General features: G+C 37.3%; 9 protein-coding genes. 7 read left to right on the plus strand and 2 right to left on the minus strand.

The genetic code is table 11. The features are described 5' to 3' along the window. Positions 1 to 40 precede the first annotated feature (40 nt). The 7 genes from ACFIKO_RS06205 (at position 41) to gltX (ending at position 10,370) form a co-directional block, all read left to right on the plus strand. A complete protein-coding gene (locus tag ACFIKO_RS06205; protein WP_375673524.1) occupies positions 41 to 2,305 on the plus strand; it encodes a ComEC/Rec2 family competence protein in 2,265 nt (754 codons plus the stop codon). A 471-nt stretch (positions 2,306 to 2,776) separates the two neighbouring features. Further along, positions 2,777 to 3,481, plus strand: coding sequence for a ribose-5-phosphate isomerase RpiA (gene rpiA / locus ACFIKO_RS06210; RefSeq protein WP_375673525.1), 705 nt, complete (start codon positions 2,777 to 2,779; stop codon positions 3,479 to 3,481). Positions 3,482 to 3,586: 105 nt separating this feature from the next. Next, a complete protein-coding gene (locus ACFIKO_RS06215; protein WP_375648405.1) occupies positions 3,587 to 4,156 on the plus strand; it encodes a DUF2059 domain-containing protein in 570 nt (189 codons plus the stop codon). 205 nt (positions 4,157 to 4,361) lie between these two features. Further along, on the plus strand, positions 4,362 to 5,753 hold the full coding sequence (gor, locus tag ACFIKO_RS06220) for a glutathione-disulfide reductase (protein ID WP_375673526.1): 1,392 nt from the start codon (positions 4,362 to 4,364) through the stop codon (positions 5,751 to 5,753). 68 nt (positions 5,754 to 5,821) lie between these two features. Continuing rightward, a complete protein-coding gene (locus tag ACFIKO_RS06225) occupies positions 5,822 to 7,201 on the plus strand; it encodes a class II 3-deoxy-7-phosphoheptulonate synthase (protein WP_375620085.1) in 1,380 nt (459 codons plus the stop codon). 123 nt (positions 7,202 to 7,324) lie between these two features. Beyond that, positions 7,325 to 8,986, plus strand: coding sequence for an NAD+ synthase (locus tag ACFIKO_RS06230; RefSeq protein WP_375673527.1), 1,662 nt, complete (start codon positions 7,325 to 7,327; stop codon positions 8,984 to 8,986). Positions 8,987 to 8,996: 10 nt separating this feature from the next. Then, complete coding sequence (gene gltX, locus ACFIKO_RS06235; RefSeq protein WP_375673528.1) at positions 8,997 to 10,370, plus strand: glutamate--tRNA ligase; 1,374 nt, start codon at positions 8,997 to 8,999, stop codon at positions 10,368 to 10,370. 59 nt (positions 10,371 to 10,429) lie between these two features. Here the strand turns inward: gltX and ACFIKO_RS06240 are convergent, their stop codons facing one another. Together ACFIKO_RS06240 and ACFIKO_RS06245 are read right to left on the minus strand one after the other, a co-directional pair. Further along, positions 10,430 to 11,833, minus strand: coding sequence for a DEAD/DEAH box helicase (locus tag ACFIKO_RS06240; RefSeq protein WP_273788120.1), 1,404 nt, complete (start codon positions 11,831 to 11,833; stop codon positions 10,430 to 10,432). 146 nt (positions 11,834 to 11,979) lie between these two features. Beyond that, positions 11,980 to 12,753 (minus strand): NAD kinase, encoded by a 774-nt coding sequence (locus tag ACFIKO_RS06245; protein WP_012755068.1) that lies wholly within the window; start codon positions 12,751 to 12,753, stop codon positions 11,980 to 11,982. Positions 12,754 to 12,902: the final 149 nt, after the last annotated feature.

Below are 12,902 nucleotides of genomic sequence, written 5' to 3' on the forward strand. Positions count from 1 at the left end.
GTGTGCAATAGCCATTATTGCGAGTTAAAGTGGGGGGCGGATGTTTTATCAAAGTAAAGTTAAAGAGGGTTTATCCGAAAAATCTGTTACAGAAAGAAAAAAGCCATGTCAAATAGGGCAGAGTATTTTTTCTAGATATGATGATGCAAAGAACGGTAGTTATAACCAACAAAAACTTTTTTTATTGACACTCTCAAAAGAAGTAATCATTCGTTTTCGCAAATGGCTAGAAGATTGTATCAATAAAGAAGTTTCTTTTGGTATCCTTTTTTCGCTGATTTTAGTCTTTTTTGCCCTAGGAATCATTTTTTATTTTCATTTAGAGTGGGAGCCAAGTTGGGGACAATTGGGGGCGTTGGTCAGTATTTTTCTGGGAATATTCTATGTTGCACGTTTTTATCGAAAAATATGGATTCCCGTGGGATTTTTGTTTTGTATTATATTGGGTGCTTTGGCGGCAAAAATAGAAACGTGGCGTATTGCAACACCCATGTTAAGCAGTGACATCGTCACCACATTGACGGGAAGAATTGTTTCTATTGAGTCAGGCACCAAAGGGGGATTTCGTTTAGTTTTGGATGTTTTGAGTACAGAAAAGCCCATATTATGCCATAGTCTTCATCGTATTCGTTTATCGGCAAGATATTTGCCATCTGGCTTAGCAATTGGTGATGGACTATATGGGAAAGTTAAGATTCGTGCATTTTCTGGGCCAGTGCGTCCAGGAGGCTACGATTTTAGTTTTCATAATTATTTTAAAAGAATTGGGGCACAAGGCGTTTATTTAGGAAAACCAAGAAAAATATCGGTTTCGCAGCCTGATGGAATATTCGCTATCATTCTACAGAAAATTGAAAATTTACGCACGAAGATGACACAAAGAATCCGTATAGCCCTTGAAGGAGAAAAGGGGAGTGTTGCTGCTGCTCTCATAACAGGGCAGCGTGCTGGCATTTCAAATGAGACAAATGAAGCATTACGTACGGCTGGATTAGCCCATATTTTATCAATATCAGGTTTACATATGGCGTTGTTAAGCGGCATAGTTCTTTTGAGTATCCGTAGTTTTTTAGCATTTTTTCCAGTTTTTTCTTCCTATTATTCCAGTAAAAAATTTGCTGCTATCGTTGCGTTTATGATAACAGCTTTTTATTTGTTATTGTCGGGCTTAGCAATATCAGCACAAAGAAGTTTTGTGATGATTGCTGTTATGTTGTTTGCTATATTGTGTAATCGCTCTGCTATAACAATGCGTAATTTTTCTATTGCAGGGTTGATAACCCTGGCGATGACACCCCATGAAATATTAGGTCCTAGCTTTCAAATGTCCTTTTCTGCGACTGCTGCTTTGATCGCTTTTTTTGATTGGTGGAGTGGAAGATCATTTTTTCGTAAAAGAAAAACAACTCCCTCTTATGTTGGAGGAGGAGTGATAAATTTTGCTTTCTTATCGATGCTTTCAACATGTGCTTCTTCCCTTGTTGCAGGGAGTGCAAGTGGAATTTATGCTGCTTATCATTTTTCTAATACGGCATCTTTGAGCATTATCAGTAATGCTTTTGCTTTGCCTGTCATTTCAATTTTCGTCATTCCTTTTGGATTAATTGCAGTCCTCGCAATGTTAGGAGGATTCGAATGGCTTCCCCTTCAAATTATGGGGTTTGGTGTTGATCTTGTGATAAAGATTGCGCATGCTATCAAGGCTATTTCTCCTGATTTGAATCCTGGTTTTATGCCGTTATCTGCGTTGGTTTTATTGAGTATAGGCTTGGTTGGACTGACTTTTTGCAAAACACCCATCCGGCTCTTTTTTAGTTTGTTTATTTTGGCTGGTATTTCTATTTGTGTAATGCATTCACCTGTACAACTGATTATAGCAGATAATATGCGTCTCGTGGGCGTTATCCATGATAAAAAATTATATATTGATCGTTACCATATTTCTAAGTTCACGACATCCATATGGAAAAAGTCATTTCGTGTGAATGAAACGATTAAACCAACAAAATATGGTCCTTCATTGCACGGACAATTTATTTGTGATTATCATGTATGTACGTCATTATTAGAGAATGGATTAAAAGTGGTTGTTTTACAGAGAGAAACAGATCAATGTGTAGAGGCAGATATTCTCATTCAGACATTTGTAATGCGTAATCCAACATGTTATAAGAAGGCAAAAATAATATTTACGCCTCAACAATTGTTATCACGAGGAAGCGTTATGATGACCAAAGGTGGAGATATTATTTGGTCTTCGCTAGGGTTTCATAGACCATGGAATATGCACAGACAGCATTCATAAAAAATATAATCTATCATATTTTGCTTCACATTTGGATAATGATAAAACAAAAAATAATAGAAGACTTTTCTGATAAAATTTTGCGGTATTTAAATTAGTAAGTTTATCAAAGTCATTGAAACGAGATAATAACCTACAGTTTTCTAGAAATAGATGATTTTTATATCTGATCATTTTAAATTTTTCAAAAAAAATCAATATGTGCATCCTATTGATAGCACAAGATAAATCAAAAATTCTTATTGAATGAGAAAAATGCTAACAAATTTTCTCAAAGAAATAAAAAAGATAATTGTTGATTATTCTATTTTATTCTTATCATATATTTGTATAACGAGTAACATCTCTTCAAGAAAAAGATGATGGTAAATTTAAATAGATTGCGTCAAGAGGTTATCTTTTATTATCATTATTATCGGTGGTAATAAGGATGATAAATGCTGCTTATACGGATAAAAGGCAAAGTCATTCATGGATGTTCAGCAGTTAAAAAAAATGGCAGCTATTAAAGCGCTTGAATTTATTGAAGATGGTATGCGGCTTGGTATTGGATCTGGTTCGACAGTCAATGAATTTATTCGTCTTCTTGGTGAGCGTGTTGCGAATGGTTTGCGAGTGACTGGTGTTGCTACTTCACGATATTCTGAACAACTCTGTCGTAAGTTTGGAGTGCCTGTTAGCACTTTAGAACAAATACCTGAACTGGATCTTGATATTGACGGAGCAGATGAAATTGGTCCTGAGATGATGCTCATTAAAGGTGGAGGGGGAGCATTGTTGTATGAAAAAATTGTAGCATCGGCATCCCGTGCAATGCTTGTCATTGCTGATGAAACAAAGGTGGTAAAACGACTTGGTGCTTTTGCACTACCAATTGAAGTTAATCCATTTGGTATCCATACAACACGCAGAGCCATCGAAAAAGTCGCTGATGACTTAGGGCTTTCTGGAGAAATTGTATTGCGAATGAATGGAAAAAATCCTTTTGAAACAGATGGTGGTCATTTTATTCTTGATGCATTTTGGGGCTGCATTTTGGAACCAAAACCATTATCGGACGCACTTCTTGCCATTCCTGGTGTTGTTGAGCATGGCCTTTTTTTGGGATTGGCTTCACGTGCAATTGTAGCTATGGCCGATGGTCAAACAAAAATTTTAGAATCTTTTGATTTTTAGAGAAGACAGTTTCATGACGATATGTTAGCACAGTAAAAAAAGATCTTAAAGATTTTAGATAGAAAACGAATTAAAATTATAATTAGCGATCGGGGTAATCATTAAATGAGAATAATATTTTCTTTTCAGCGTTTTGTCGTATATTTTGGTGCAATTGCTATTTTTATTGTGAATATTGGAATGGCTTATGCACAAGGTGTGAGCGATCAACATTTAGCTTCAGCTAGAAAAGCTATAAGTGCCATTCACGCAACAGATCAGTTTGATAGTTTTTTACCAAATGCGGTAGATGATCTTAAAACTGCACTGATGAGGGATGATCCAAATTTGGCAGAGGCTATTTCTGATATTGTTGATAAGCAGGCGCTTGCTTTAATTAAAAGGCGCTCTGATCTAGAAAAAGAGATTGCTCATGTATATGCAAAATATTTTACTCAAAAAGAGCTTGATGCAATAACAGCATTCTACAGTTCTGATACCGGTAAAAAGTTTTTGACAGAAGTCCCCAATATCGCACGTGATTCTTATTCAGCGTTTGATGTATGGCGTTCTGCGCTTATGCGGGATCTTGTAGAAAATGTGAAAAAAGAGATGTCTGAAATACTTAATTTGAATAATTCTACTATGCCTACAAATATACCTATAAAATCAGAATCTTCAGAAAATAAAAAATAGCTTGATTGATATCATGACAACCAATGGGCAATTTCTGATTTTTTAAATAGCGGCGGTTTTTCCGCCGTTTTTAATATTTTAATGAGAGTAGGTCTTTTTAGAATACGGCATTTATAAAAAATGCTTCTTCAAAAGAAGAAAAGACTTTCATTTGATAATAAATGATCTTAGCCTATTCTTGCAGGTATATAAGAAGGAATAATTCATGGGCTCTTTTGACTTTGATTTATTTGTTATTGGAAGTGGTTCTGGTGGAGTGCGTGCAGCACGGCTTGCTGGAGGACTTGGTAAGCGAGTTGCTATAGCAGAAGAATATCGGATAGGGGGCACTTGTGTTATTCGTGGTTGTGTTCCCAAAAAACTTTATGTTTATGCATCACAATATGTAAAAGAATTTAAGAAAAGTGTTGGTTTTGGGTGGAAATATGCGGATCCAATTTTTAGTTGGGAGAAGTTGGTTGCAGCTAAAAATAAAGAAATATCAAGATTAGAAGGGCTGTATCGTAAGGGATTAGAGAATAACAATGTGCATATTTATGAAAGTCGTGCTACTTTTGTAGATGATCACACATTAGAGCTTTCTGCCACGGGTGAGCGGGTAAGTGCAGAAAAAATTTTGATTGCAACAGGGGCAAAAGTTGCACCAAATACTTCCATAGAAGGCGGTGGATTTTGCCTCACTTCTAATGAGATTTTTGACCTTGATCAACTCCCAAAATCAATAGTCATTGTTGGTGGAGGGTATATTGGTGTTGAATTTGCTAATATTTTTCATGAATTAGGTGTAAAAACAACGCTGCTCCATCGTGGTGATTTAATCCTTCGTGGTTTTGATCATGATTTGCGTCAATTGCTCAGCGATGAAATGACTGAAAAAGGGATTTCTATTCTCTATGGCCTAACAATTTCTAAAGTGCAGGCTGCAGAAAATTGTTATGAAGTTATTTTATCAAATGGGCAAACGATTAGTGCCGATCAGATTATGTTGGCTACGGGGCGTGTACCAAATACAACAGGTTTAAGACTTGAGCGAGCAGGTGTTCAAGTGGATGAATTTGGTGCAGTTGTTGTTGATGAAAGAATGACAACGAATGTACCCCACATTTGGGCTGTTGGTGATGTAACAGGTCATATTCAATTAACACCTGTTGCGATTCATGATGCAATGTGTTTCGTGAAGACTGCGTTTGAGAATATTCCCACGACACCTGATTATGATTTAATTACGACGGCAGTTTTTTCTCAGCCAGAGATTGGAACAGTTGGTCTTTCAGAAGAAGATGCGGTACGTCGTTATAAGCGTCTTGAAATTTATCGTACAGTTTTTCGTCCTATGCGTAATGTTCTTTCTGATAGTTCAGAGAAAATGCTTATGAAACTCATTGTTGATGGTGAAAGCCGTATTGTTGTGGGCGCTCATATTTTAGGGGAAAACGCTGGTGAGATGGCACAGCTTATTGGGATAGCTCTCAAAGGAAAGCTGACGAAGGATATCTTTGATGAAACGATGGCAGTGCATCCAACGATGGCAGAAGAATTGGTAACGATGTATAAACCAAGTTATATATATGAAAATGGGAAGAAAATAGAAAGTTAAACAGCATATATTGCGGTAAAAAGCTTTTGATATGCCAATCTGTAAGATTAATCTTTAGAGAGAGTGTAATGATAAAAGAATGGGCACCTGACTCTTGGAGAACAAGGCCAATTAAACAAGTTCCGACTTATCCGGATAAGTCTATGTTAGAAGATGTTGAACGAAAACTGAGAAGTTATCCTCCTTTAGTTTTTGCTGGTGAAGCACGTGATTTAAAAAATGAATTAGCAGCTGTTGCAAAAGGACAAGCTTTTTTATTGCAAGGTGGTGATTGTGCCGAAAGCTTTGCAGAACATGAAGCTGATAATATCCGTGATTTTTTTCGTGTATTTTTGCAAATGGCGATTGTTTTAACCTTTGGTAGTTCTAAACCGGTTGTTAAAATTGGTCGTATTGCTGGTCAATTTGCAAAGCCCCGCTCTTCTGATATCGAAAGCAAAGAGGGAGTTGAATTTCCTGCTTATCGGGGGGATATTATTAATGGCATTGAGTTTGAAGCCGATTCTCGTATTCCAGATCCGCAACGGATGTCTATGGCTTATCGCCAATCTGCGGCAACACTTAATCTATTGCGTGCTTTTTCACAAGGTGGCTATGCTAATTTAGAAAATGTACACACATGGATGTTGAGTTTTGTTTCTAACAGTCCGCAGGGGGAACGTTATGAATTATTGGCAGAGCGTATTTCTGAAGCAATTGATTTTATGCGTTCTATAGGGATTACATCCAAAACACATTCTTCATTGCGTGAAACATCTTTTTATACCAGTCATGAAGCACTTTTGCTTGGTTATGAAGAGGCTTTGACTCGGATTGATTCAACTTCAGGAAATTGGTATGCAACATCCGGTCATATGGTATGGATTGGTGATCGTACACGTCAGATTGACCATGCTCACGTTGAATATTGTCGCGGCATTAAAAATCCTATAGGATTAAAATGTGGTCCTTCCATTGAGTCTGATGAGCTTTTAAAATTAATTGATATTTTAAATCCAGAAAACGAGCTGGGGCGGCTTACTCTCATTACGCGTTTTGGGTATGATAAAGTTGAAAGTTATCTGCCTAAACTCATCCGTGCCGTTGAACGTGAGAAGCGTGCGGTTATATGGTCATGTGATCCAATGCATGGCAATACGATTACTGCCAATGGTTATAAGACGCGTCCCTTTGATTATGTTTTAAAAGAAGTAGAGAATTTTTTTGCAGTACATCATGGAGAGGGAACTTATCCAGGAGGCATCCATATTGAGATGACAGGTCGTGATGTTACTGAATGTACAGGAGGGGCGCATGCTATTTCTGTAGACGATTTATCTGATCGTTATCATACGCAATGTGATCCACGGTTAAATGCAGATCAAGCGTTAGAATTGGCTTTTCTTGTTGCTGAACTCCTTAAAAAAAATCGTGTGACTGATTCGTTAGGAATTGCTGCTGGTGGGTAGGAAAAAATTTCCTAATATACTTTTAGGTCATTATGGCAGAAGAGAATTTTTAAAAAAGTGATATTTCCTGATGATGAAGAATAAAGTTGTGGTTGCTAAACTGATGAAATGATACAAAGGCTTATGAAAAATGATTTTCGGGTATCAATTGCCCAATTAAATCCTATAGTTGGTGATATTGAGGGGAATTTTTCTTTGGCTGTCATGGCACATCAAAAGGCCAAAGAAGAGGGGGCTGATCTTGTTTTATTCACGGAACTTTTTGTAAGCGCTTATCCGCCGGAAGATCTTGTTCTAAAACCTGCTTTTACAAAAACATGTGAAGAGACTGTTAAGAAATTAGCAAAGATAACCGTAGGCGGACCAGGAATTGTCATTGGTCTTCCATTAAGACGCAATGGCAATATTTACAACGGTGTCATGCTTCTTGATGAAGGGCGAGTCATTGCCGAAAGTTTGAAGTTTGATCTACCTAATTATGCTGAATTTGATGAAAAGCGTTTATTTTCTTCAGGCCCACGACCTGAGCCTCTTATCTATCGTGGGGTAGGACTAGGAATAGTGATTTGTGAAGATATTTGGAATGATTCTTCACTTTGTGCGGAGCTTGGTAATAAAGGAGCGGAAATTATTCTTGTCCTTAACGGATCTCCCTACTATCGTAATAAAATCTTAAAACGTATAGATGTTGTTCATACGCAAGCTCTACGATCTGGGGTACCAATTATTTATGCTAATCAAGTTGGTGGTCAAGATGAGCTCGTTTTTGATGGTGGGTCTTTTGCCTTGAATGGAGAAGGAAAAAAGATATTTCAAATGAAGCACTTTGATAGCCATATTGCTTTAAGCCATTGGCAAAAAATAACGACGGGATGGCACTGTATTTCAGGTCCTAATGAAAGTCTTCTCAATGGATTAGCGGCCGATTATCAAGCTTGTGTTTTAGGTTTGAGAGATTACGTTAATAAAAATCGCTTTAAGGATGTTATTCTTGGTCTTTCAGGAGGAATTGATTCAGCCCTGTGTACGGCAATGGCGGTGGATGCTCTTGGCTCTGAGAGAGTTCGCACCATTATGATGCCTTATCACTATACTTCACAAGAATCGTTAAAAGATGCTAAAGAATGTGCACAACTTCTAGGATGTCACTATGAAATAATACCGATTGAGCAAGCTGTTGAAGTTTTTTTAAAGACAATGACGCCAGTTTTTCTAGGCTTACCCCCTGATATAACAGAAGAAAATCTTCAAAGTCGTATACGCGGTACACTTTTAATGGCTCTTTCAAATAAATTCGGTTCATTGGTGGTAACGACAGGCAATAAGTCAGAAATGGCTGTAGGATATGCGACACTGTATGGTGATATGAATGGCGGGTTTAATCCTCTTAAAGATATTTATAAAATGCAGGTTTATGCATTAGCTGAGTGGCGCAATAAAAATCACTTGCACAATTTGAGAGGACCAGAAGGGATTGTCATTCCATCCAATATTATAGAAAAAGCGCCTTCTGCAGAGCTGCGGGAAAATCAAAAAGATGAAGATTCTCTTCCGCCTTATCCTATTCTAGATGATATCTTGCAATCTCTTGTAGAAAATGACATGAGTATTTGTGATATTATTAAACGTGGGCATTCACGGGAAACTGTTGAGAAAGTTGAACAGCTTCTTTATGGTGCCGAATATAAAAGACGACAATCTGCACTCGGTGTAAAAATCAGTTACAAGAGTTTCGGACGCGATCGTCGCTATCCCATAGTCAATCATTTTCGCGATAAAAATTGAGTATTATTTTATGGTTAAAGTTCGTTTTGCTCCCTCTCCAACAGGTTATATTCATATTGGCAATATCCGTAGTGCGCTTTTCAATTGGCTTTATGCGCAAGCGTATAAGGGAGAATTTATTTTGCGCTATGATGATACAGATGTTGAACGTTCTAAACAAGAATATATCGATGCTATTGCTGTTGACCTTGAATGGCTTGGTATTCAACCAGATTCAATTTATTATCAATCTAAGCGATTTAATCGATATGATGAAGTTGCGGAAACTCTCAAACAACGCGGGCTTCTTTATCCCTGTTATGAGACTGCAGAAGAATTAGAGCGACGTCGTAAAATCCAGCTTTCACGCAAATTGCCTCCTATTTATAACCGTGCAGCATTAAAATTGACAGCAGAAGAGAAAAAAAACTTTGAATCTCAAGGTCGTAAACCCCATTGGCGATTTCTTCTTCCTAATTTTGAAAGTGATCCTTTGCAAACAAAGCGAACAGAAGTTTGCTGGAATGATGCAATAAAGGGAAAGCAGACGATTGATTTGGCTTCTCTTTCAGATCCTGTTCTTATTCGTGAAGATGGAAGCTATCTTTATACATTGCCCTCTATTGTTGATGATGTAGATATGGCTATTACGCATATTATTCGTGGGGATGATCATATTACAAATACAGGCGCTCAAATTGCTATTTTTAAAGCTCTTAATGCAGAATTACCGGTTTTTGCTCATACCAATTTATTGGCGACAGTTTTAGGAAAAGGATTTTCAAAACGTAATAATGATCTTTCTATTCGTTCTCTACGGGAAGAAGGATTTGAATCTATAGCTGTTCAATGCCTTGCCGTTTTGATTGGGACATCGCAAAATGTGCATCCCTATCCTAATCAAGCAGCGCTTTTAGAGCATTTTAATCTCCAAGATACGTCAAGATCCGTTGCAAAATTTGATATTGCTGATCTTCTTGCTTTGAATAGTCATCTTGTCCATGAGTTAACCTATGAGGAAGTAAAAATGCGCCTTAAAAAACTTTCTATTGAGGGAGATAAGGCGGAATATTTCTGGAACGCGATAAGAAGCAATATTAATAAAGTCAATGATGCTGTTTTGTGGTGGAAAATCATTCATGATGAACAGAATTTTGATACAGTGACACTAGAGGATCGTGCTTTTGTGCGCCAATCACTCGATTTCTTACCTGAAGGTGCTTTGAAGGAGGAAAGTTGGAAAATTTGGACAACAGCATTAAAAGAAAAAACAGGTCGAAAAGGAAAAGCTTTATTTATGCCATTACGTCAGGCACTTACAGGCATGGATCATGGACCTGAAATGGGAAAAATTTTGCAGCTTTTAGGGCGTGAAAAGATAGCAGAAAGACTCTCTAGGAAATAAGAGCGGCTTTTTTTAAAGCATTTCGTTCATTTCACTCTTCAAGAGAGTAAAGAACGGATTTATTTACACGTTTTTATAAGCATGAAAGCAGGAATATCATCACCAAATCCAAGGGGCGTGTAATTCTTATTTTTTCGTGGGCGTTGGTGCTCAGAGGGTTTCTCTTTATTATTTGCATTTTTGATATATTCTGTTTTATTCTCTTCTACAGATTTTTTAGTGTGAGCAACAGGCTCTTTGGGAGCAGTTTTCTTTGATGATTTTGAAGATTTTTTCTTTACAACAATATCTTCTGTTTGATCATCGACTATTAAAGTTGAGAGATCTCCATTGAGCCATTCAATTTTTTCATTACTCATTTCCTCAATGGCATTGATATATTTTTGATCAGCTTTTGTGACAATTGTAAAAGCTTTTCCGCTACGATTTGCACGCCCTGTACGACCAATTCGATGGATATAGTCTTCAGCATGTGTAGGAACATCATAGTTAAAGACATGACTTACAGCTGGAATATCGAGTCCACGGGCAGCAACATCAGAAGCAACAAGAAGTGTAAGTTTATTATTTTTAAAATCAGCTAGGGTGTTCATGCGCGAATATTGGTCCATATCTCCATGAAGTGCCCCTACATTAAAGTTATGTTTGATGAGCGATCTAAAAAGTTCAGAGATATCTCTCTTTCGATTACAGAAAATGATTGCATTTTGAAGCTCTGCACCTTCATTATGAATAAGTTCTCGCAAAACAGCTCTTTTATCCCATGACTTACTTCCAGATTTGACGAGCCTCTGTGTAATTGTGGTTGCGGTTGAGGATGCTTTTGTAACTTCAACAGATACAGGAGAATGTAAAAATTGTTTCGTTAATTTTGTAATTTCTGGTGCCATTGTTGCAGAAAAGAACAAAGTTTGACGCGTAAAAGGAGTTAGCTTACAGATGCGTTCAATATCAGGAATAAAGCCCATATCCAACATGCGATCAGCTTCATCAATAACAAGGATTTCAACGCCCATCAGGAGCAGTTTACCGCGCTCGCAATGATCAAGAAGGCGTCCTGGCGTTGCGATAAGAACATCAGCTCCCCGTTCAAGTTTGCGATCTTGGAGTTCAAAAGAAACTCCACCAATCAAAAGAGCAACATTTAAACGATGATTTATTCCGTATTTATCGAAATTTTCTTCAACTTGAGCTGCAATTTCTCGTGTTGGTTCTAAGATGAGCGTACGGGGCATTCGTGCTCTTGCACGACCTTTTTCAAGGAGAGTGAGCATAGGCAATACGAAAGAAGCGGTTTTACCTGTTCCCGTTTGGGCGATTCCTAAAACATCTTTTCTTTGAAGGACATGCGGAATTGTTTCACTTTGAATAGGTGTTGGAGTTGTATATCCCGCTGATTTCACCGCATTAATAACCTTTGCGGAAAGACCTAAATCATCAAAACTGTTTAAAGATGGTATCATTTTTTTATCAATTGCTCTGTGATTTTAACTGCGCTATCTAAATGATGATTATAACCAATATTCTACACTCTTAAAAAGTGTTAAGATGTTTTCACAAAAAAACTAACTATAACAATCATATACATATAAAACGCATAATACAATCATTAATAGCGAAATTGTTCTGATAAAATGCGCTCATCCCATGAATGATTTGAGTCAAAAAGGATTGAAGCTGTTACTTCTGTTGCCATTGAAATAGTAACTGAATGAACAGATTTAACTTCAATATTATCTGCAGCAGCGTTGACAGGGCGTTTGTCAGGTTCAAGCATATCAAAGCGCACTATTACTGTATTGGGAAGCAAAGCTCCATGCCAACGCCGAGGGCGAAAAGGACTAACGGGAGTGAGGGCCATAAGGGGGGCCATAAGAGGTAAGATAGGTCCTTGTGCTGATAAATTATAGGCGGTTGATCCAGCTGGTGTAGCGACGAGGACACCATCACAACTTAATTGTTCCATGCGTACGTTGTTATCAATGGTGATGCGAATTTTTGCGGCTTGATAAGATTGCCGAAAGAGGGATACTTCATTAATTGCAAGCGCCTCGATAGAATCTTGACATTCAGATTTTGCAATCATGCGCAGGGGATGAATTTCTTTTTTATGTGCGACAGCAATACGATTGGGTAATTTTTTTTCATGAAATTCATTCATAAGAAATCCTACAGAACCTTGATTCATACCATAAATAGGTTTGCCTGTGTTCATGACGTCTCGTACGGTTTGTAACATTGTCCCATCACCACCGATTGCAACAACAATATCAGTTTCTTCCAGAGAAGAATGACCATAAACGGAAATTAATTTATGGGTAGCTTTGATAGCGTCCTCAGTTTCTGCGGAAATAAAATGAAAGCGACTTGGTAATGTAGTCATTAAAAAATTATCCTGATATTTATAATGTATGTTGTAACTTATTTTTGAGAGTTTTGAAGTTGTAACAAAAGCTCTTTTTATAATAAAAAGAGCATTGAATAAAGAGAAGTTATTTCAAGGTAAAGTATCATTGAAAAGTAAGAGGAGTG

The sequence above is a fragment of the Bartonella sp. TS82HLJMH genome (genome assembly GCF_042193495.1).
Lineage (GTDB): Bacteria > Pseudomonadota > Alphaproteobacteria > Rhizobiales > Rhizobiaceae > Bartonella > Bartonella grahamii.